This window comes from Sphingomonas sp. MJ1 (PH-R8) (genome assembly GCF_048058635.1).
In the GTDB taxonomy this organism is placed as follows: domain Bacteria; phylum Pseudomonadota; class Alphaproteobacteria; order Sphingomonadales; family Sphingomonadaceae; genus Sphingomonas.
This window is the reverse complement of the sequence record NZ_JBBEFX010000020.1, coordinates 1-20,216: the sequence shown is the minus strand read 5'-3', so window position 1 is coordinate 20,216 and position 20,216 is coordinate 1. Positions and strand designations below refer to the sequence as shown.

Here is a 20,216-nt window from a genome sequence, read left to right as displayed (position 1 = left end):
GCCGCGCAAAACCATGGGGGGGAGTATGCGCGCGTTTCGTTGGATCGCCGGGGTCAGTCTCATTGCCTGTGCGGCATCGTCCGCCCAGGCGGAGACGCTGCGTGAGGCGCTGGTGCGCGCCTACAGCAGCAACCCGCAATTGACCGGGGAGCGCGCGAACCTGCGCGCCACCGACGAGGGGGTGCCGCTGGCGCGTGCCTCCGGCCTTCCGCAGTTGAGCGCCGACGGCTCGTATAGCGAGAACGTGCTCAACACGGCGAACAACAGCATCGCCCAGCCGCAGCGGACGGCGGCAGCGGGGGTCAACCTGTCGGTGCCGCTCTACAGCGGCGGCGCGGTGCGCAACTCGGTGCGTGCGGCCGAGCGACGGGTGGAGGCGGGGCGCGCGAACCTGCGCAGCGTCGAGGCGAACGTGTTCACCCAGGTGGTCGCCGCCTATAACGACGTGCTGCGGGACGAGGCGATCGTGCGCCTCAACCAGCAGAACCTCCGCGTGCTGGAGGTGAACCTCCAGGCCTCGCGCGACCGGTTCGAGGTCGGGGACCTGACCCGTACGGACGTCGCTCAGTCGGAGGCACGGCTCGCCTCGGCCCAGTCGCAGCTTCGCAGTGCCGAGGCACAGCTGATCACCAGCCGCGAAAACTACGTCGAGGTGACGGGTGCCCCTCCCGGCACGCTGGCGCCCCCGCCCGAGCTGCCGAACCTGCCGGGGAACCCGCAGGGCGCGGTGTCGGTCGCGGTCGACAACAATCCCTCGCTCCAGGCGGCCCAGCGCGAGAGCGACGCCGCCGGCTTCGACGTGCGCGTCGCGCGCGCCAGCCGCCTTCCGCGGGTGGCCGCGGTGAGCGGCGGCAGCTATTCGACCGTCCTCAACTCGATCCCCGACATCAACGGCATCCGCATCTCGCCGGATGGCGCGTCCGTCACGGCCGGCCTGCAACTGTCGGTGCCGCTGTTCCAAGGGGGTGGCCCCGCCGCACAGGTTCGGCGCGCGCAGGCGGTGGAGAGCTCCGCGATCGAGCGGGTGACGCAGGTGGAGCGGGCAGTCGTCTCCGACGCGCGTTCTGCCTTCGCCGCCTGGCAATCGTCGCTGCGCGTGATCGAGTCCTCGGAAGTGCAGGTTTCCGCCAACCGCCTGTCGCTGGAGGGCGTCCGCGCGGAGAACAGCGTCGGCACGCGCACCATCCTCGACATCCTCAATGCCGAGCAGGAACTGCTCAACTCCCAGGTCCAGCTCGTGTCCGCGCGGCGCGACGCCTATGTCGCCGGCTTCGCGCTGCTCGCGGCGATGGGACGGGCCGAGGCGCAGGACCTGGGGCTCGACGGCGGCGCGCTCTACGATCCCACCACCAACTACAGCCGCGTGCGCAACCGCATCTGGGACTGGGACAGCGATCCGGCGCCCAAGCCCGTCGCTACCACCACAGTCGGCACGCCGGCCCAGACGCCGGTCGTCACCCGCGAGCTGGAGCCGGAACTGCGGCACGACGTGAACCCCTATGGCATCACGGACGGCGCCGACGCCGCCAATCGTCGGGGCGGCGATGCAGCGACGCGCCCCGTTGACACCAATCGTGCAAACCCCGACAGCTGATCGGTCAGGAAGACGGTAACCATGAGGTTCGCGGTGGGGGACATGAGTACCGAGACGTCGATGGAGGACATCCTCTCGTCGATCAAACGGATCATCGCCGAGGAAGGCGACGGTCCCGTCTCGCGCGTCCGCAAGCCGGTTCGTACGCCAGCTCCGGTGTATGACGACGAGGACGAGGTGCTGGAGCTGAAGGACGCGGTCAGCGATCCGCTGCCCCAGCGTGCCGCCGCCGCTCCGGCTGCCCCGGCTCCGGAACCGGACCCGACGATCCTGTCCGAGCGTGCGGCCGAGGCGAGCCGCGGCGCGCTCGAGGCCCTGTCGCGGATGGTGGTGAAGCCGGAAGCACCGGGCGCCGATTCGCTCGAAGCCCTGGTGCGTGAGATGCTGCGCCCGATGCTCAGCGACTGGCTGGACGCCAAGCTGCCCGCGATCGTCGAGGCGATGGTCGCGCGCGAGATCGCCCGCATCAGCGGCCGCGAGTAAGCCGCTCCCGTGCGGGCGCGCTTGCGTCCGCGCGGTGGCTGCGCCATGCGCTCGGCCATGACCGAGCTTGCAAAGACCTTCGATCCCGCCGCCATCGAGACGCGCTGGTATGCGCATTGGGAAGAGCAGGGGCTGTTCCGCCCCGAGCGGCCCGGCGCCGAGCCCTGGACGATCGTCAACCCGCCGCCCAACGTGACGGGTAGCCTCCACATCGGCCATGCGCTCGACAACACGTTGCAGGACATCCTGGTCCGCCACGCGCGGCTGCAGGGCAAGGACGCGCGCTGGGTGGTCGGCACCGACCATGCCGGCATCGCCACGCAGATGGTCGTCGAGCGCAACCTCGCCAAGGACGGCGTCAAGCGCACCGACCTCGGCCGCGAGGCGTTCGTCGACAAGGTCTGGGAGTGGAAGGCCGAGAGCGGCGGCCAGATCACCGGCCAGCTGCGCCGGCTGGGCTGCTCGATGGACTGGGCCCATGAGCGCTTCACCATGGACGAGGGCTTTTCGAAGGCCGTCCTCAAGGTCTTCGTCCAGCTGCACCGCGACGGACTGCTCTATCGCGACAAGCGGCTCGTGAACTGGGACCCGCATTTCGGCACCGCGATCAGCGACCTGGAGGTCGAGACACGCGAGGTGCAGGGCAGCTTCTGGCACCTGCGCTATCCGCTGGCGGACGGATCGGGCGAGATCCGCGTCGCCACCACCCGGCCGGAGACGCTGCTCGCCGACATGGCGGTGGCGGTGCATCCCGAGGACCCGCGCTACACCGCGCTGATCGGCAAGCAGGTACGGCTGCCCATCACCGGCCGGCTGGTGCCGATCGTCGGTGACGAGCACGCCGATCCGGCGCTGGGCTCGGGCGCGGTCAAGATCACGCCGGGCCACGACTTCAACGATTTCGAGGTCGGCCGCCGCGCCGGCATCGAGGCGCGCGACATGCTCAACATGCTCGACGCCAAAGCGCAGGTGACCCAGACCGCGGACGGTCTGATCCCCTCCGAGCTGCTCGGCCTCGACCGGTTCGAGGCGCGTAAGGCGATCGTCGCGCGGCTCAAGGAAGAGGGTTTCCTCGTCCCCCACGTCGACAAGGACGGCAACGAACACGACGCCGAGCCGCGTACCATCCAGACGCCCTATGGCGACCGTTCGGGCGTGGTGATCGAGCCCTGGCTGACCGACCAATGGTACGTCGACGCCAAAACGCTCGCCCAGCCGGCGATCGAGGCGGTGCGTTCGGGCAAGACCCAGATCGTGCCCAAGAGCTGGGAAAAGACCTATTTCAATTGGATGGAAAACATCCAGCCGTGGTGCGTCTCGCGCCAGCTGTGGTGGGGCCACCGCATCCCGGCGTGGTTTGCCGAAGACGGCCGCGTGTTCGTCGCCGAGACCGAGGAAGAGGCGCAGGCGGAAGCGGGTGAGGGCGTCGCGCTCACCCGCGATCCCGACGTGCTCGACACCTGGTTCTCCTCGGCGCTGTGGCCGTTCGCGACGCTGGGTTGGCCGGAGAACACCGACCCGACGCTGGGCGGGCGCTATTCCAACGACGTGCTGATCTCGGGCTTCGACATCCTGTTCTTCTGGGATGCGCGCATGATGATGCAGGGGCTGCACTTCATGGGCGATGTGCCGTTCCGCAAGCTCTACCTGCACGGCTTGGTGCGCGCCGCGGACGGCGCCAAGATGTCCAAGTCCAAGGGCAACACCGTCGATCCGCTCGGCCTGATCGACCGCTATGGCGCGGACGCGCTGCGCTTCTTCATGGCGGCGATGGAAAGCCAGGGCCGCGACATCAAGATGGATGAGAAGCGGGTCGAGGGCTATCGCAACTTCGCGACCAAGCTCTGGAACGCATCGCGCTTCGCCCAGGCGAACGGCATCACCGCCTCGACCACGCTGGAACCCCCGGCGGCGACGCTCGCCGTCAACAAGTGGATCGTCGCGGAGACGGTCGCCTGCGTGCAGGCAGTCGACCTGGCGCTCGCCGACCTGCGCTTCGACGGGGCGGCCAACACGATCTACCAGTTCGTGTGGAGCCGCTTCTGCGACTGGTATCTCGAACTCATCAAGCCGGTGCTGCAGGGCGAGGGGGCCGAGGGCGCCGACGAGACCCGCGCGGTCGCCGGCTGGGTGCTCGACCAGATCCTGGTACTGCTCCACCCGTTCATGCCCTTCATCACCGAAGAGCTGTGGCATGCGATGGGCACCCGCTCGAACGACCTGATCGTCGCGCGCTGGCCGATCGCGGACGCGCGCGCGCTCGATCCGGCGGCGAGCCAGGAGATCGACTGGGTGATCCGCCTGGTGAACGAAGTGCGCGCCGCGCGGACCGAGCTCAACGTGCCGCCCGGCGCCCGCCTGCCGATCCACGTCCGCGATGCCTCGCCGCTGACCGCCGAGCGCTTGGCGGCGCAGGGGAATGTGCTCGCGCGCCTCGCCCGCGTCGATGTGTCGACGGACGAGGTGCCCACCGGTGGCGCGTTGCAGATCGTGGTGGACGAGGCGACCTTCGTACTGCCGCTGGAAGGCGTCGTCGACCTGGAGGCCGAGCGCGTCCGCCTCACCAAGGCGATCGCCGCGGCGGAGAAGGAGCGGGACTCGCTTGCCGCCCGGCTCGACAACCCGAGCTTCGTGGGACGCGCCAAGCCGGAGGCGGTGGAAAAGGCGCGCGCCGACCACGCGGACAAGCAGGCGGAAGCAACTCGGCTTCAGGCGGCACTCGGGCGGCTCGGCTAAGGTCCCGCTGCGGGAGCAGGACCAGGGGCGTCAGCGCTCTTGCTCCTGGGCTCCTGCCGTCGCAGGAGCACTTAGTCTTCGGCGGCGGTGGCGAACCTCCTCAAATCCCGTGCTCCTGCGAAGGCGGGAGCCAGGGCCGCAAGCACCGGACGTTCCGATAAACAAAAAGGGCGGCCCATCAGGCCGCCCTTCCCATTACCGCCGGCAGCTGTCGCCCGGCCCCGCGTCCAGATCGAGGCACCGTCCGTCGATCTCCCCCGCGGGCACCGGCAGGTGGATCAGCGCGGCGAGCGTCGGCAGGATGTCGACCGTCTCGACGCCCAGCGGCTGTTCGAACGGCGTCATGCCCTTGCGCCAGAACAGCATCGGCACCCGCCGGTCATAGTCCCAGAAGCTGCCATGCGAGGCGACGGTGGAGCCCACCGGCAGCGGCACCGGCGTGACGCGCGGCTTGAGCGGCACCAGTAGGTCGCCCGAACGCTCGGGGTCGAACGAGGCGCGCGCGCGCTCCAGCAGCGACCAGGTCTGCGGGTCCGTGTGGCCCGGCATCCGCGTCGCCAGCACCTGGGCGCGGGTGAAGACCGTCTCCACCTGCGGATTGGCGGAAAGCCGGGCGATCGCCTCGCGCTCGACCGCGGCGCGCTGCGCTGCGGTCAGCTTGATGTCGTACCAGATGTCGCCGTTCACGCCGCCCAGCAGCACCGGGCCTGCGATCCCGAGCTTCCGGCCAATCTCCTGCCCGATCACCTTCACGTCCAGCGTGCCGCCCTGGCGCGTCGCATCGGGCATGGCGTGGATGGCGTGGCGCTCGGCGATGTCCTGGCCGCCATGGTCGGCGGTCAGCACCACCTGATAATCGACGCCGGTCGCGTCCAGCACCGCGAAGAAGTCGCCCAGCGAGCGGTCGAGCGACAGCATCTGCAGGCACATCTCGCTGCCTTCGGTGCCGAAGCCGTGGCCGACATAGTCGGTGGCCGAAGCGCCGACCGAGATGATGTCGGTGGCCTGGCCCTGGCCGAGCTTCATGTCCTGGATCAGCCCGGCGGCAAGCGCCAGCACGGCGCCGTCGAACTCGGGCGAGCGGCGGAAGGCGTTGGTGTCGCCGGCCGCCCGCTCGAACCGGCCGGTGCCGACCGTGCGGGTGCCGACCTGGATCGGCTGCGAACGCGCCTGGCAGAGCGCCGGCAGGTCGAGCGCGGGCTGCGCCCGGGCGATCTGCGCGGCGACGGCGGCGTTGGCCCGCTGCACCACGGCGGGCATCGTGCGGCCGGCATAGGAGACGAAGCCCTTGCCGCCCCACCACCACAGCTCGTCCACCTTGTGGCCGCCCATCATCACGGCGGCGCGATCCTTGCCGGCGACCGAAACGACGCGGGTGGCCGGATTGGCGTTCTTCATCCGCTCGCCCAGCGTCGGCACCTTCAGGTGGCGATCCGAAACCGTGTACTCGTCGGAGTTGCTGCCCTGCACCGTCTCGTCCTCGGCGCAATAGATCTTCTTGTCCGCGCGGGCCGCCTTCTGGTCGTACCAGTCGTTCGCCATGATGCCGGTGCGATAGGGGCGCGAGCCCGTCAGGATCGTCGAGTGGCCCGGGCAGGTCTCGGTCGCTGCGTGGCTCTGATAGCCCGAGGGGAACACCGCACCGTCCAGCAGCCGCGCAAAGCCGCCGGTGAAGCGATTGCGATACTCGGCAAAGAGGTTGGCGGAGAACTGGTCGACCGAGATCGCGACGATCAGCTTGGGGGGCGTGGTCGGCGCCGCAGCGGGAGCCGCTGGCGCCGCGGGGGCTTCCTGCGCGCGCAGCGGTGCCATCGCGGTGCTGCTGAGCAGGCCGGCCGCAATCAGCGACGCGAGCGGACGAACAAGACGCATGAACTAAACTCCTGAGAATGGCAGGGGTGCATCCGGGATGGGACAGGGCTATCCCCGATCGCAGCCGATGCGGCAAGGAAGGTTGATGGCGCGCTTCTGTTTCATGCTTCTGGCGGTGCTGGCGCTGCTCGGCCCAGGGGGCGCCCGCGCGCAGGCCCCGAACCAGGGGCCGCACATCACGATCCGGCTGGTCGCCGAGACGGAGGCGCCTGCCGCTGGCGACACGGTCACGCTGGCCTTCGATTCCGCGCCGCAGCCGGGCTGGCACGGCTATTGGCAGAACCCCGGCGACGCCGGCGTCGCCACCCGGCTCGATTGGACGCTTCCGCCAGGCGTGACGGCGGGGCCGCTGCTCTACCCGGTGCCCCAGCGGCTGACCGTCGCCGGGCTGATGAACTATGTCTATGAGGGGCCGTTCGCCCAGCTCGTGCGGCTGAAGCTGCCGGAGGGACTTGCGCCCGGCACCCGCCTGCCGCTCCGTGTGCGCAGCGACTATCTGGTCTGCACCGAGCAATTGTGCGTTCCCGAACATGCCGATCTCGCCATCGACCTCACCGTGGGCGACGGTCGCATCGCGCCAGAGCGTCGCGCCCGGTTCGACCGGTGGCGCGCGGCGCTGCCGCGGCCACTCGGATCGCCGGCGCAGTTCGCGGTCGTGCAGGAGGGGCAGGCGCCGCGTATCCGTATCGGCGTGCCGTTCCCCGCGAGCCAAAGCGCGGCGGACGCCTATTTCTATCCGCTCACGAAGGGCGCGCTTTCCTACAGCGCACCGCAGAGGGTGGCGCGCGACGGCGACCTGCTGGTGATCGAGACCGACGCTGCGGAAGCCGCTACCCCCGAGCGGATCGAAGGCGTGCTGGCGACCGGCACTGGCCAGGCGTTCAACGTCTCCGCCCGACCCGGCACCGTCGCCGAGCCAAGGGGGCAGGGCGGCGCCATCCTGCTGGCGCTGCTCGGGGCCCTCGCCGGCGGCCTGATCCTCAACGTCATGCCCTGCGTCTTCCCGATCCTGAGCCTCAAGGCGCTGCATCTGGCGCGGGCGGGCGGGTCCGAGCGGGACGCCCGCCATGAGGCGCTGGCTTATACGGCCGGCGTGCTCGTGACGTGCCTGGCGCTGGGCGGGGCGATGCTTGCCCTGCGCGCCGCGGGTGTCGCTGCCGGCTGGGCGTTCCAGCTCCAGGACCCCCGCGTCATCCTGCTGCTGCTGCTGCTGGTGACCGGCGTGGCGCTCAATCTCGCGGGGCTGTTCACCCTGCCGACGCCGCGGTTTGCCGGCGAGAGCGGTGCCGCCGGCGCCTTCGCCACGGGGGCGCTCGCCGCCTTTGTCGCGACGCCCTGCACCGGACCGTTCCTGGGGGCGGCGCTCGGCGCGGCGCTGGTGCTGCCGACGCTGGCGGCGCTCGCGGTGTTCGCCGGGCTAGGGCTGGGCCTTGCGTTGCCGTTCCTGCTGCTCGGCTTCGTGCCGGCGCTGCGCCGCCGCCTGCCGCGGCCCGGCGCCTGGACGGGGCGGCTCCAGCGCATCCTGTCGGTGCCGATGTTCGCCACCGCGCTCGCGCTCGCCTGGATCCTCGGCCAGCAGGCGGGGGTGGACGGCATGGCGTTCGGCCTGGGCGTCGCGCTGCTGCTCGGCCTTGCGCTGTGGTGGACCGGGCTCCGCCAGGCGAGCGGCCGCCCCCGCGCCGGGTGGCCGATGCTGCCCGCCCTGCTGGTCGCAGGGCTCGCGATCGTGAGCGTCCAGCGCGCGCCCGCCCGTGCCGAGGCCGCCGTCGCCGGCACCGAGCCGTTCAGTGAAGCCCGGCTTGCCGAACTCCGCGAGGCGGGCAAGCCCGTGTTCGCCTATTTCACCGCCGACTGGTGCGTCACCTGCAAGGTCAACGAGAAGACGGCGATTGAGACCGCGCGCGTCCGCGACGCCTTCCGAGCCAAGGGCGTGCAGGTTCTGGTCGGCGACTGGACCGATGGCGATCCAGCGCTCGGCCGTTTCCTGGAGGCGCATGGCCGCGCCGGCGTGCCGCTCTATCTCTGGTACACGCCGGGTACCGAGGCGCCGCAGGTCCTCCCGCAACTGCTGACGGCGGACATGCTCGCCAACTTGCCGAACTGAACCAGCCACAGCGGATCAACTAAAACTTACACGGATTAGTCCGCGCCCGACTAGAACGAAGCTTTTCGTCTTGTGCGCCGCACAAACCTGTCCCAGCATGGAACTATGTTGCTTGCGGGAGCTTCAGCTAAGTTGATGAAGAGGGCGGCATTCGACGAGATTTGGGGCCATGGCGGACCACAGGCGCCACGGCCGGAACTGGAGGCGCTCGCGCGCTGGATGCGGGAGACGCCGGAGCGCGACCTTGGTCGAAGGCTGCAATCGGCCGAAGCCACCTTCCGCCAGCTGGGCATCACCTTCGCCGTCTATGGCGAGAGCGAAGCGGCGGAACGGATCATCCCGTTCGACATCGTGCCGCGGGCGTTCCTCGCCGACGAATGGGAGCGGCTGTCGCGCGGGCTGATCCAGCGGGTTGAGGCGATCAACGCCTTTCTGAACGACATTTATGGCGAACGCCGCATCCTGAAGGAGAACATCCTTCCGCCCGAACTGATCTGGGGCAATCCCCAGTTCCGCGCCGAAGTGGTTGGCATCCGCCCGCCGCACGACGTGTGGGCGCACATCTGCGGCATCGATCTGGTGCGCACCGGGCCGGACGAGTTCTGGGTGCTGGAGGACAATGCCCGCACCCCCTCCGGCGTCTCCTACATGCTGGAAAATCGCGAGGCGATGATCCGCCTGTGTCCGGAGCTGTTCCGCCAGATGCGCATCGCGCCGGTCGACAGCTACCCGGACCTGCTGCTGGAGACGATGCGCTCGGTCAGCCCGAACGGCTGCGGGCGCAATCCGGTGTGCGTCGTGCTCACGCCCGGCCACTTCAACTCCGCCTATTACGAACACAGCTTCCTGGCGGATTCGATGGGCATCGAACTGGTCGAGGCGGCCGACCTGCTGGTCGACGACGACGTGGTCTACATGCAGACCATCGCCGGGCGGGTGAAGGTGGACGTGATCTACCGCCGCATCGACGACGACTTCCTCGATCCGCTGGTGTTCCGACCGGATTCGATGCTGGGCGTGCCCGGCATCATGGCTGCCTATCGCGCCGGCAACGTCACCCTGATCAACGCGCCCGGCAACGGCATCGCCGACGACAAGGCGATCTACAGCTACATGCCGGAGATCGTGCGCTTCTATTCGGGCGGCGAGCCGCTGCTCCCCAATGTCGAGACCTGGCGCTGCCGCGAGCCGCAGGCGCTGAAATACGTGCTCGACAATCTCGATCAGCTGGTGGTGAAGCTGGTGGACGGCTCCGGCGGCTACGGCATGCTGGTGGGCCCCACCGCCAGCCGCGCCGAGATCGAGGCGTTCCGCGCCGCGCTGGTCGCCGAGCCGCACCGCTACATCGCCCAGCCGACGCTCGCGCTCTCCACCGTGCCCACCATGACCGAAAAGGGGCTGAGCCCCCGCCACGTCGACTTCCGCCCCTTTGTCCTAACCGGAAGCCAGGGTGTGAAGGTCGTGCCGGGCGGGCTCACGCGCGTGGCGCTTCGGGAAGGATCGCTGGTGGTGAACTCCAGCCAGGGCGGCGGCACCAAGGACAGCTTCGTGCTGCTCCCCGACAGCCCCGCACCCGGTGGGAGCCAGCAGCAGCAGGGCCAGGGCGGCATGATCCAGATGCAGGGCGAGGGCTGACGCGATGGCGATGCTTTCCCGCACCGCGGCGTCGCTCTACTGGCTCGGCCGCTATGTCGAGCGCGCCGACTTCATCGCCCGGCTGGTTGAGGCGACGGTTCGCCTCGACGCGCTCTCGGCCCGCCCGGCGGGCGATGCAGCCTGGGCGAGTGCGCTCAGCGTCACCTACACCGAGGATGCGTTCGCCGAGACCGGTCTTCCAGTGACGCAGGCGCATGTCGCCCGCTTCCTCACCTGCGACCGCAGCCATCCGGGTTCGATCCTCTGGTGCCTGGACGTGGCGCGCAACAACGCCAAGGCCGTCCGCACCGCGCTCACCCGCGACGCCTTCTCGGCGATCAACCGCGCGTGGTTGCAGTTCAACACGCCGACCGGCGGCGACGCGCCCTCCGAGGTGCTGAGCCTGGTCGAAGCGATCAAGGCGGAGACGCGCGGCTTCGAAGGCGCCGTCCACCGCATGATGAAGAATGAGGCGACCTGGTTCATCCAGCTGGGCGCCGCGATCGAGCGCGCGGACAATACCGCGCGGCTGATCGACGTGAAGTATCACCTGCTGCTGCCGGAAGGTGAGAAGGTCGGCGGCCCGGTCGATCGCGACCAGTGGACCACCATCCTCCAGACAGTGTCAGCCGTCACCGCCTATCGCTGGCTGTACAACGAAGGGCTGCGGCCGAGCCTGGTGATCGAACTGCTGCTGTCGCGCGGCGAAGTCCCGCGCAGCCTTGCCGCCTGCGTCGCCGAGACCGTGGAGATGCTCAACCTGCTCGGCAAGCGTGCCGGCTTGCAGGGGGAGGCCGATCGCATGGCCCGCACGCGGCTCGCGCGCATGCAGAAGACGCGCGCGGACGAAGTCATCGTCAGCGGTCTTCACGAGTATCTGACCGCCTTCATCCGGGAGAATGCGATGCTGGATGCCGCGATCGCCCGCCAATTCCGGTTCATCTGATGCGCATCGAGGTCGAACACCACAGCCGCTACCGCTTCACCGAGCCGCAGGCGCGGGTGGTACAGTTGCTGCGCATGTTCCCGGACGACACCGTCAACCAGACGGTGGTCGCCTGGCGGATCGACGTGGATTGCGACGCGCGGCTGCGCGAAAGCCGCGACGGCTACGGCAACCTCACGCGCATGCTCTATGCCGAGGGGCCGCTGGAGACGATCGGCATCACCATTTCGGGCGAAGTGCTGCTGAGCGAGACTCCCCGCCGCCTGGACGGCGCGGACGAGCCGCTGCCGCCCGCCTTTTATCTCCGCACCACGCCGCTGTCGGCGGCGGATGCCGCCATGACCGTATTCGCGCAGGAGGTTGCGGGCGACGCGTCGGACGACGTGCGCGCGGCCCGGATTGCCGAGGCGCTGCACGGCCGCTTCGCCATCGAACGCCGCCGCGGCGATGGCGTGCTGCCGGCCGCGGAAGCCTTTGCCGGGGATCGCGCGAGTCCCCGTGATCTGGCGCAGGTGCTGGTCGGCTGCCTGCGTGCGATCGGCCTGCCGGCGCGCTATGTCTCGGGATACAGCCTCGGCGGCTGCGCGCGGCGCGAGCGTCCGGCGCCGCATGGCTGGGCGGAGGTGTTCCTCGAGGGGCAGGGGTGGCAGATGCTCGACCCGACCGTCGGCGGGACTCCCGGCCTCGACTATGTCCGCGTCGCCGCCGCTCTCGACAGTGCTGGCGCGGCGCCGATCTCGGGCACGCGCATCGGCCATGGCGACGAGGAACTCGACGTGGACGTGGCGGTCGGCCTGCTCGGCCGCGAAACCTGAGCCGGGACACCGCCCGCCACGCGAGGTCAGGCGAGGACGGTTGCCTCCAGGGGGCTCGCGGGCACGGTTTCCATGTCCTCGAGCCGCGTCCACCCGGCCGGTCCTAGCGCCTCGAGCGGGCGGTAGCGGGTCTTGTACGCCATGCGCGCCGACCCCTTCACCCAATAGCCGAGATAGACATAGGGGAGGCCCGTCGCCCGCGCGCGCAGGATGTGGTCCAGGATGATGTAGGTGCCCAGTCCCGGGCGCAACGGATCGTCGGTACGGAAGAAGCTGTAGATCATCGACAGCCCGTCCGCATGCTGGTCGGTGATGCAGGCGCCCACCAGCGGCCCCGGCCGGCCGTCGACGCTCGGCTCGCGATATTCGATGATGTGCGAGTTGACGGGCGTCTGCTCGACCATGTCGGCATAGTCGCTCTCGTCCATCATCGTCATGCCGCCGCCCGGATGCCGTGCGGAGAGATAGCGGCGCAGCAACTGGAACTGCTCGTCGGTGGCCCAGGGCCGGCAGGCGGTGACCACCAGGTCGCTGTAGCGCCGCCGCAGCTTGCGCTGGGTCGCGTTCAGCTGGAACTCGCCCGCGACCACCCGCACCGAGACGCACGCGGTGCAGCTACCGCAGCTGGGGCGATAGGCGACCGACTGGCTGCGGCGGAACCCGATGCGGCCGAGCGCATCGTTGAGTTCGCCCGCATGGGGACCGGTCAGTTCGGTGAATACCTTTCGCTCCTGCCGATCGGGCAGATAGGGGCAGGGCGAGGGACTGGTGACGAAGAAACGCGGAAACCGAAACGGAGCTGTCACCTCTCGACCCTTCCACCGCCGTTCCGCGGATTTGTCCTGAAGCGGGTTTATGGAACGTGCGGCCGCCAGATGCAAAGTCGTTTACCATCAAAACGGCGTCGCAAACTGAAACACGTCGCCGGAGCCGGCAAATCGCTGCGACGCCGCTGGCGCGGTGCCGCGCAAAACCCTATGCGGCGGCCATGAAGATCGCATTCATCGGCATGGGCGTCATGGGCGCCCCGATGGCGGGGCATCTGGTGCGCGCCGGGCACGAGGTCACCGTCTACAATCGCACCCGCGCCAAGGCGGACGCCTGGGCCGAGCAGCACGGCGGCAACGTCGCCGGCTCCCCCGCCGAGGCGGCGGAGGGCGCGAATGCGGTGCTCGCCTGCGTCGGCAACGATGCGGACCTGGAGCAGGTCACGCTGGGCGCCGATGGCGCCTTTGCCGCGATGCGCCCCGGCGCGCTGTTTGCCGACCACACCACCGTCTCCGCCGCCATCGCACGTCGCCTGGCGAGCGAGGGCGAAGCGCGCGGGTTGCTGGTGCTCGACGCGCCCGTGTCCGGTGGGCAGGCGGGCGCAGAAAAGGGCGCGCTGTCGATCATGTGCGGCGGCGCGCCCCAGGCGATGACGGCGGCCGAGCCGATCTTCCAGAGCTATGCCGCGCGCATCGTTCATGTCGGGGCTGCGGGCGCCGGGCAGACGACCAAGATGGTCAACCAGATCTGCATCGCCGGCGTGCTCGGCGGCCTGAGTGAGGCGCTGCGCTTTGCCCAGGCGTCCGATCTCGATCTCGCCAAGGTGTTCGACGCCATCTCCGGCGGCGCGGCGCAGAGCTGGCAGATGGTCAACCGCTGGGGAACCATGGCGGAGGACCAGTTCGACTTCGGCTTCGCCATCGACTGGATGCGCAAGGACCTCGGCCTCGCGCTCGAAGAAGCGCGCAGCAACGGCGCGAGCCTGCCGGTCTCGGCCCTGGTCGACCAATGGTATGGCGAGGTGCAGAAGATGGGGGGCGGCCGCCAGGACACGAGTGCCTTGGTGCGGAGGCTCGCCAAGTGAGCCTCCCCGTGAAGCGCTGGACCGCCGCGTTCCTCGCCTCGCTGCTCGCCACGGCGCCGGCCCATGCCGATGCGCTGGTCGAGAACGTCAACGGTGTCGCCCTCGACGCACGCGGCAATGTCGTGCGCTTCGTGGGCGTGCTGATCGGCCCCGACGGCAAGATCACCAAGCTGCTCAAGAAGGGCGACAAGCGGCCGGAAAAGCTCGACTGGCGCAGCGACATGAAGGGGCGGGTGCTGATCCCCGGCATGATCGACGCGCACGGCCACTTCATGGAATTGGGCTTCCGCGCGCTCCAGCTCGATCTGTCGAAGACTCGCTCGCTGGCAGAGGCGCAGGCAGCGATCGCGCATTATGCCCAGGCGAACAGCAACCGCCCTTGGATCGTCGGGGGCGGCTGGAACCAGGAAGTCTGGGGCCAGGGCTTTCCGACCGCCGCAGACCTCGACGTGGCCTATCGCGACAAGCCGGTGGTGCTCGCCCGCGCGGACGGGCACGCCGTGTGGGTCAACTCGGCCGCATTGAAGGCGGCAGGCATCACCGCAAAGACGGTCGCCCCGGCGGGCGGCCGCATCGAGAAGCTGCCGAACGGCCAGCCGAGCGGCGTGCTGGTCGATGCGGCGATGTCGCTGGTCGACAGCCATGTGCCGAAGCCGTCGCCGCGCGAGCGCAACGCCGCCTTCCTCAAGGCGCAGGAACTGCTGCTGTCGAACGGGATCACCGCGACCGCGGACATGGGCACCACGCTCGATGACTGGCTGACCTTCCGCCGCATGGGCGACATCGGCCAGCTGCGCGTGCGCATCATGAGCTATTCGGCCGGCGTCGACGTGGCGCTCCAGGTCGGCGGCAACGCACCGACCCCCTGGCTCTATGCGGACAAGCTGCGCATGGGCGGCATCAAGCTCTATGCCGATGGCGCGCTCGGCTCGCGCGGTGCCTGGCTCAAGCGGCCCTATGCCGATGCCGCCAAGGAGACTGGCCTTGGCTTCCTCGCCGACGACCAGCTGCTCAACCTGATGAGCCGCGGCGCGATGGACGGCTTCCAGATCGCGATCCACGCGATCGGGGATCGCGCCAACACCCAGGCGCTCGACGCGATCGAGGAGATCGGCTCGACCTACAAGGACGATCGCCGCTGGCGCATCGAGCATGCGCAGATCGTCGACCCCGTCGACCTGCCGCGCTTCGGCCGCAACGGCATCATCCCCTCGATGCAGCCGGTGCACCAGACGTCGGACCGCCTGATGGTCGAGGCCCGCCTGGGGCCGGACCGTCTCGCCGGCGCCTATGCCTGGGCGAGCCTGCTCAAGCAGAGCGGCCACATCGCCTTCGGTTCCGACTATCCGGTGGAGAACCCGAACCCCTTCGTCGGTTGGGCGGCCGCCTTCACGCGCCAGGATCCGCAGGGCCAGCCGCCCGGTGGCTGGCAGCCGCAGGAAGCGGTCAGCCGGCTGGAGGCGTGGCGCGGCTTCACCAGCGACGCAGCCTATGCGGGCTTTGCCGAAAAGCGTTTCGGCACGCTGGCGCCGGGCATGCGCGCCGACTTCTTGATCGTCGATCGCGACCCGAGCGAAGCGACGCCCGAGGCGCTGCGCGAAACCCGCGTGCTGGAGACCTGGGTCGGCGGCGAAAAAATGTGGAGCGGCTCGGGCTCGGCGCCTCGCTGACCCATCTGCCTTCTCGTGCGTTCGTTGGGGGTAGGGGCGGCGCGCCCCACCCCCCAGCGGGCCAGCGGAGGAGAAGGCATGATCCGGCTGTTTCACGTCAGCGACGTCCATTTCGGCGCGGAGGACCGGGCCGCCGTTGCCTGGTTCGATCGCGCGGTGAAGGCGGAAAAGCCGGACGCGATCATCATGACCGGCGACCTGACGATGCGCGCGCGCTCCCGCGAGTTCGAGCAGGCCTCGGCGTGGCTGGAGGGGCTGCAACGGCCGACCACGGTGGAGGTCGGCAACCACGACCTGCCCTACTTCAACCCCTTCGCGCGCTTCCTGATGCCCTACCATCGCTACAAGCAGCTCGAACGCGTCATCGAGCAGCCGCTCGACATTCGGGGCATCACCGTGGTGCCGCTCAAGACCACCGCCCGCTTCCAGATGCGATTCAACTGGTCGAAGGGCTTCGTCGGCAAAAAGGCGCTGCAGGCGTCGCTCGGGCTGCTCGATGCCGTGCCGAAGGGCGACCTGGTGTTCGTGGCGGCCCACCACCCGCTGATCGAGGCCGGCACCCGATCGACCGGCAAGACCCGCCACGGGCGGGAGGCGCTGGAGGCGCTGGCGGCGGCGGGCGTCGACGCGGTGCTCTCGGGTCACGTCCACGACCCCTTCGACGTGGAGGAGGTCATCAACGGCCGCACGATCCGGCTCGTGGGCGCGGGAACGCTATCGGTGCGCACCCGCGACAACCCGCCCTCGTTCAACGAGATCCGCATCCAGGACGGCAAGTTCGAGACCATCGCCCGCCGCATGGGCGAGGCGGACTATACCGTGACCGAGCCGCAGGTCGCCGCCGAGCCGGTGGGCTGAGGCGGCCCACGAGTACCCGAACCCAGCCGGGCGGGGCCTCTGAGAAACAGGGGCCGCTGTCCTGGCTAAACCCGTATTCCTGCGCAGGCAGGAATCCAGGGCCAAGCAGACCTATGACTTGCGGTGCTTGGAACCCTGGGCTCCTGCCTTCGCAGGAGCACTGTCAGGATGTCGCACAGGTCTCGCGACCTCGGGTCTGCTCACCAAACGCGCGTGCCGATCAGCGTCCCCTTGGTACCGCGATTGACCAGTTCGAAGCGGAAGTTCGGCCAGCGCCGACGCCAGCGGGCGGCGATCACCCGTTCGCCGGGGCGCGCCGCGTCGTCGAGCAGCACGGTGCCGCCCACCGGCATCCGCTTGAACAGCGTCTCCGCCGCCCCGCGCACGAACGGGTGGATGGTCCAGGGCGGGCCATCGATCAGCAGCAGGTCGATCCGGTCCGGCACCGGACTGGTGTCGTACCAGACGCCATGCCAGTTCTTGGGGGCGGGGCGCAGCGGTACGGCGTGCAGCGCCGCGTCCACGCCATGGTCGTGCAGCCAGCCCAGCGTCGCCCGCACGAAGTCGGCATGCTGGTCCAGGCTGGTAAGGCGGCCCCCGCCGTGAAGCTGCAGCGCCTTTGCCGTCACCAGGCTCGACGCGCCGGAGCCGAGCTCGACGACACTTTGCGGGTGCATCGACTTGATGTGGTCGACGATCAGCGAGAGATAGCCGGTATCCGCCTTCCAGCTGCCCAGGTTGGGCAGCGCGTCGGGCGCGAGCTTCAGGTCCGCGAGCAGCGCGGCCTTGGCCGCATCGGATCCGCCGGAGAGGCTGCGCAGCAACCAAGGCCATTGGATCAGCGCGAAGCCGATCGTCTTCAGCGTCTCCAGCACCGTGCGGTTGAGATCGTCCTGCCATCCATCGGCATGGGCGAGCGGCAGGAAGGATGTCGTCTCGCGGGATGTCATGCGGCGCGGCTCCGGGCCGGCAGAGGCCGGGGGAGATGCGGGATCGTCAGGGTCGGCACACGGGTCCTTTCACGCGACTACCGGCGGGCTGCTACCACCCGATCATGACCGGGCAAATAAAAAGGGCGGCCCCGCACGGGGACCGCCCTTCCAAATGCGATGAGCTGTCGCTTAGCGCTTCGAGAACTGGAAGCTGCGGCGGGCCTTCGCCTTGCCGTACTTCTTACGCTCGACGGCGCGGCTGTCGCGGGTCAGGAACCCGGCGGCCTTGATCGGCGCGCGCAGCACCGGCTCGTAGCGGGTGATCGCCTGGCTGATGCCGTGCTTCACAGCACCGGCCTGGCCGGACAGACCGCCGCCCTTGACGGTGCAGATCACGTCATACTGACCTTCACGCTCGGCAACGCCGAACGGCTGGTTGATGACGAGACGCAGCGTCGGACGGGCGAAATAGACTTCCTGGTCACGACCGTTGATCGTGATCTTGCCCGAACCCGGCTTCAGCCAGACGCGAGCAACCGCGTCCTTGCGGCGGCCGGTGGCATAGGCGCGACCGTACTTGTCGATCTCCTGCGCGCGCAGCGGCGTGGTCGGCTGGGCCGGAACCTCGGGAGCGGCGGCGTCCGGGGCCGGAGCTGCGGCCGCCGGTGCGGCGTCCTGCTGCTGCGGAGCGGCCGGGGCCTGCTGCGTCAGGCTGGCCAGGTCGGAAAGGGACTGGCGATTGTCAGACATCAGGCGCCCACCTTGTTCTTGCGGTTCATGCCCGCGATATCGAGGACTTCGGGGTTCTGGGCCTCGTGCGGGTGCTCGGTGCCCTTGTAGATGCGCAGGTTGCGCATCTGCTGGCGGCCGAGCGGGCCGCGCGGGATCATGCGCTCAACCGCCTTCTCCAGGATGCGCTCCGGGAAACGACCCTCGAGGATCTTGTCCGCGCGCACTTCCTTAAGACCACCAGCATAGCCGGTGTGCTTGTAGTAGAGCTTCTGCGTCAGCTTGCGGCCGGTGAACCGCACCTTGTCCGCGTTGATGACGACGACGTTGTCGCCGCAATCGACGTGCGGGGTGAAGCTCGTCTTGTGCTTGCCACGCAGAACATTGGCGATGATCGTCGCCGCGCGACCGACCACCAGGCCTTCGGCATCGACGATATGCCACTTCTTCTCCACCTCGTGCGGCTTGGCCGACTTGGTGGTCTTCATCAGCGCCTTCATAGGCTTGAGACCTCTTTGCTGGGTCGTTGCACCATGCAACACGCCGCCACCGATTCCAGGAGCGGCGCGAACGAGGGGCCGAATGCGCGAGGGGCTGCGCAAAGTCAAGCAAACCGCGGCTTTGCTGACAGGTATTATGATACCAGCCGGCGTTGCTCAGCCGGTTTCCCGTTCTACCCACTCAACCACCGCGGCGGACGCCTCCGCGCTCCACCACTCGATCGCCGGCAGGTCGTAGCCGTGGAGAGCGGCGATCCGCGTGGCGAGCGTTTCCACCAGGTCCGGCCGCGTCTTGAACAGCGCGGGCACCTCGGACGCCGTCTCGACCGCGCCCTGCCAGCGATAGATCGACGTGCAGGGCGCGAGCAGGTTCACGCAGGCCGCGAGCCGTTCCTCCACCACCGCCCGGCCGATCCGCTCCGCCTCCGCAGCATCGGCGAAGGTCGCCTGGAGCAGCGCGATCCGGCTCATGCGCGTCGAGGGCGCCGACCGATCGCGTGCGCGCCCCAGGCGACGCTTGCCACCAGCAGCGCACCGACGAGCTGGTGGAGCGCGGCGAGGGGGATGTTCACGCTCGTCATGACGGTCGCGATGCCGAGCAGGATCTGGACGCCGAACGCGCTGTGGATCGCGATCGAGGCGCGGCGGTCGCCTGCGCGCCGGGCGAGCCGCGCCAGCACCACCAGCGCCGCCACCGTCACCCAGGCCCACCAGCGATGCACGAAGTGGATCAGGAACGGGTCGTTGAGCAGCGCATCGCCCAGGCTGCGATGCTGCAGCACGCCTTCGGGAAAGAAGCGGCCGTTCATCAGCGGCCACTCGTTCGTGACCAGCCCGGCGTTCAGCCCGGCGGTAAAGGCGCCGAACACCAGCTGCACGAACAGCACCAGCCCGACCAGCAGCCCGGCGCCGGTCAGCCGTGCCGGCCGCGCCACGGGATCGCGCGCCAGGTCGCGCAGGTCGAGCGCGGTCCACACCAGCCCTGCCAGGATGAAGAGCGCCGTCAGCAGGTGAGTCGCCAGCCGGAAGTGGCTGACATCGGTCCGCTCGACGAGGCCTGAGGCGACCATCCACCAGCCGATCGCACCCTGCAGTCCGCCCAACGCCAGCAGCGCCACCAGCCGCCAGCGATAGCCGCGCGGAATCGCGCGCCGCACGGCGAACCACAGCAGCGGCAGGGCAAAGGCGACGCCGATCAACCGCCCGAGCAATCGGTGGAGATATTCCCAGAAGAAGATCGCCTGGAACCCGGCCAGCGTCATGCCCTGGTTGAGCTGCTGATATTCGGGAATGCGCTTGTAGTTGTCGAACTCGGCCTGCCACTGCTCGGCGTTGAGCGGCGGGACGATGCCGGTCAGCGGCTTCCACTCGGTGATCGACAATCCCGACTCGGTCAGGCGGGTGATGCCGCCCACCACGACCATCACGACGATCAGCCCGGCAACGGCGAGCAGCCATCGGGCGATCGCGGCGGGGCGGGAAGCTGTCTC

17 protein-coding genes are annotated in these 20,216 nt (G+C 69.3%); 10 read left to right on the top strand and 7 right to left on the bottom strand.

The window, feature by feature from the left end:
- The first annotated feature begins 25 nt into the window (after nt 1–25).
- Genes VPH46_RS14190 through VPH46_RS14180 form a run of 3 tightly spaced genes read left to right on the top strand, consistent with a single transcriptional unit; the run spans nt 26 to nt 4,813 of the window.
- Complete coding sequence (locus VPH46_RS14190) at nt 26–1,594, top strand: TolC family outer membrane protein (RefSeq protein WP_132881898.1); 1,569 nt, start codon at nt 26–28, stop codon at nt 1,592–1,594.
- Between the two features lie 33 nt (nt 1,595–1,627).
- Nucleotides 1,628–2,077 (top strand): DUF2497 domain-containing protein, encoded by a 450-nt coding sequence (locus VPH46_RS14185; protein WP_416612275.1) that lies wholly within the window; start codon nt 1,628–1,630, stop codon nt 2,075–2,077.
- Between the two features lie 57 nt (nt 2,078–2,134).
- A complete protein-coding gene (locus VPH46_RS14180) occupies nt 2,135–4,813 on the top strand; it encodes a valine--tRNA ligase (protein ID WP_416612211.1) in 2,679 nt (892 codons plus the stop codon).
- Between the two features lie 195 nt (nt 4,814–5,008).
- On the opposite strand, the gene VPH46_RS14175 is transcribed toward VPH46_RS14180, so the two are convergent.
- Nucleotides 5,009–6,685 (bottom strand): alkaline phosphatase family protein, encoded by a 1,677-nt coding sequence (locus tag VPH46_RS14175; RefSeq protein ID WP_416612209.1) that lies wholly within the window; start codon nt 6,683–6,685, stop codon nt 5,009–5,011.
- 85 nt (nt 6,686–6,770) lie between these two features.
- Between VPH46_RS14175 and VPH46_RS14170 the strand changes: the two genes are divergently transcribed.
- The 4 genes from VPH46_RS14170 to VPH46_RS14155 all read left to right on the top strand — a co-directional run bounded on the left by VPH46_RS14170 (nt 6,771) and on the right by VPH46_RS14155 (nt 12,185).
- Nucleotides 6,771–8,789, top strand: a complete 2,019-nt coding sequence (locus tag VPH46_RS14170) for a protein-disulfide reductase DsbD family protein (RefSeq protein WP_416612207.1) — start codon at nt 6,771–6,773, stop codon at nt 8,787–8,789.
- Between the two features lie 135 nt (nt 8,790–8,924).
- Nucleotides 8,925–10,424 carry a circularly permuted type 2 ATP-grasp protein gene (locus VPH46_RS14165; RefSeq protein ID WP_416612205.1) on the top strand — a complete coding sequence of 500 codons (1,500 nt, stop codon included), beginning with the start codon at nt 8,925–8,927 and terminating at the stop codon, nt 10,422–10,424.
- Between the two features lie 10 nt (nt 10,425–10,434).
- Nucleotides 10,435–11,370 (top strand): alpha-E domain-containing protein, encoded by a 936-nt coding sequence (locus VPH46_RS14160; RefSeq protein WP_416612273.1) that lies wholly within the window; start codon nt 10,435–10,437, stop codon nt 11,368–11,370.
- Nucleotides 11,370–12,185 carry a transglutaminase family protein gene (locus tag VPH46_RS14155; RefSeq protein WP_416612203.1) on the top strand — a complete coding sequence of 272 codons (816 nt, stop codon included), beginning with the start codon at nt 11,370–11,372 and terminating at the stop codon, nt 12,183–12,185. The genes VPH46_RS14160 and VPH46_RS14155 overlap by 1 nt, the downstream gene beginning before the upstream one ends.
- A 26-nt stretch (nt 12,186–12,211) precedes the next feature.
- Here VPH46_RS14155 and VPH46_RS14150 read toward each other — a convergent pair whose 3' ends face one another.
- Complete coding sequence (locus VPH46_RS14150; protein WP_416612201.1) at nt 12,212–12,991, bottom strand: arginyltransferase; 780 nt, start codon at nt 12,989–12,991, stop codon at nt 12,212–12,214.
- 182 nt (nt 12,992–13,173) lie between these two features.
- On the opposite strand from VPH46_RS14150, the gene VPH46_RS14145 reads away from it, so the two are divergent.
- The 3 genes from VPH46_RS14145 (at nt 13,174) to VPH46_RS14135 (ending at nt 16,565) form a co-directional block, all read left to right on the top strand.
- Nucleotides 13,174–14,037, top strand: coding sequence for an NAD(P)-dependent oxidoreductase (locus VPH46_RS14145; RefSeq protein ID WP_416612199.1), 864 nt, complete (start codon nt 13,174–13,176; stop codon nt 14,035–14,037).
- Nucleotides 14,034–15,707: an amidohydrolase gene (locus VPH46_RS14140; RefSeq protein WP_416612197.1), complete on the top strand. Its 1,674-nt coding sequence runs from the start codon at nt 14,034–14,036 to the stop codon at nt 15,705–15,707. Before VPH46_RS14145 ends, VPH46_RS14140 begins: the two co-directional genes overlap by 4 nt.
- 78 nt (nt 15,708–15,785) lie before the next feature.
- Nucleotides 15,786–16,565 (top strand): metallophosphoesterase family protein, encoded by a 780-nt coding sequence (locus VPH46_RS14135; protein ID WP_416612195.1) that lies wholly within the window; start codon nt 15,786–15,788, stop codon nt 16,563–16,565.
- 200 nt (nt 16,566–16,765) lie between these two features.
- On the opposite strand, the gene VPH46_RS14130 is transcribed toward VPH46_RS14135, so the two are convergent.
- The 5 genes from VPH46_RS14130 to VPH46_RS14110 form a co-directional block, all read right to left on the bottom strand.
- Nucleotides 16,766–17,515: a class I SAM-dependent methyltransferase gene (locus VPH46_RS14130; protein WP_416612193.1), complete on the bottom strand. Its 750-nt coding sequence runs from the start codon at nt 17,513–17,515 to the stop codon at nt 16,766–16,768.
- 171 nt (nt 17,516–17,686) lie between these two features.
- Complete coding sequence (rpsI, locus tag VPH46_RS14125; protein ID WP_239434048.1) at nt 17,687–18,247, bottom strand: 30S ribosomal protein S9; 561 nt, start codon at nt 18,245–18,247, stop codon at nt 17,687–17,689.
- Nucleotides 18,247–18,726, bottom strand: a complete 480-nt coding sequence (gene rplM, locus VPH46_RS14120; RefSeq protein WP_125960262.1) for a 50S ribosomal protein L13 — start codon at nt 18,724–18,726, stop codon at nt 18,247–18,249. Before rplM ends, rpsI begins: the two co-directional genes overlap by 1 nt.
- A 156-nt stretch (nt 18,727–18,882) precedes the next feature.
- Nucleotides 18,883–19,197, bottom strand: coding sequence for a divalent-cation tolerance protein CutA (gene cutA / locus VPH46_RS14115; protein ID WP_416612190.1), 315 nt, complete (start codon nt 19,195–19,197; stop codon nt 18,883–18,885).
- On the bottom strand, nt 19,194–20,216 hold a 1,023-nt coding region (locus VPH46_RS14110), incomplete at its 5' end, for a COX15/CtaA family protein (RefSeq protein WP_416612188.1). The genes VPH46_RS14110 and cutA, both read right to left, overlap by 4 nt.

Excerpts from the sequence above, each read along its gene's own strand:
- VPH46_RS14190 (WP_132881898.1), top strand. The coding sequence starts at position 26 with ATGCGCGCGTTTCGTTGGATCGCCGGGGTCAGTCTCATTGCCTGTGCG.
- VPH46_RS14180 (WP_416612211.1), top strand. The coding sequence starts at position 2,135 with ATGACCGAGCTTGCAAAGACCTTCGATCCCGCCGCCATCGAGACGCGC.
- VPH46_RS14175 (WP_416612209.1), bottom strand. The coding sequence starts at position 6,685 with ATGCGTCTTGTTCGTCCGCTCGCGTCGCTGATTGCGGCCGGCCTGCTC.
- VPH46_RS14170 (WP_416612207.1), top strand. The coding sequence starts at position 6,771 with ATGGCGCGCTTCTGTTTCATGCTTCTGGCGGTGCTGGCGCTGCTCGGC.
- VPH46_RS14165 (WP_416612205.1), top strand. The coding sequence starts at position 8,925 with ATGAAGAGGGCGGCATTCGACGAGATTTGGGGCCATGGCGGACCACAG.
- VPH46_RS14160 (WP_416612273.1), top strand. The coding sequence starts at position 10,435 with ATGCTTTCCCGCACCGCGGCGTCGCTCTACTGGCTCGGCCGCTATGTC.
- VPH46_RS14155 (WP_416612203.1), top strand. The coding sequence starts at position 11,370 with ATGCGCATCGAGGTCGAACACCACAGCCGCTACCGCTTCACCGAGCCG.
- VPH46_RS14145 (WP_416612199.1), top strand. The coding sequence starts at position 13,174 with ATGAAGATCGCATTCATCGGCATGGGCGTCATGGGCGCCCCGATGGCG.
- VPH46_RS14135 (WP_416612195.1), top strand. The coding sequence starts at position 15,786 with ATGATCCGGCTGTTTCACGTCAGCGACGTCCATTTCGGCGCGGAGGAC.
- VPH46_RS14130 (WP_416612193.1), bottom strand. The coding sequence starts at position 17,515 with ATGACATCCCGCGAGACGACATCCTTCCTGCCGCTCGCCCATGCCGAT.
- rpsI (WP_239434048.1), bottom strand. The coding sequence starts at position 18,247 with ATGTCTGACAATCGCCAGTCCCTTTCCGACCTGGCCAGCCTGACGCAG.
- rplM (WP_125960262.1), bottom strand. The coding sequence starts at position 18,726 with ATGAAGGCGCTGATGAAGACCACCAAGTCGGCCAAGCCGCACGAGGTG.
- cutA (WP_416612190.1), bottom strand. The coding sequence starts at position 19,197 with ATGAGCCGGATCGCGCTGCTCCAGGCGACCTTCGCCGATGCTGCGGAG.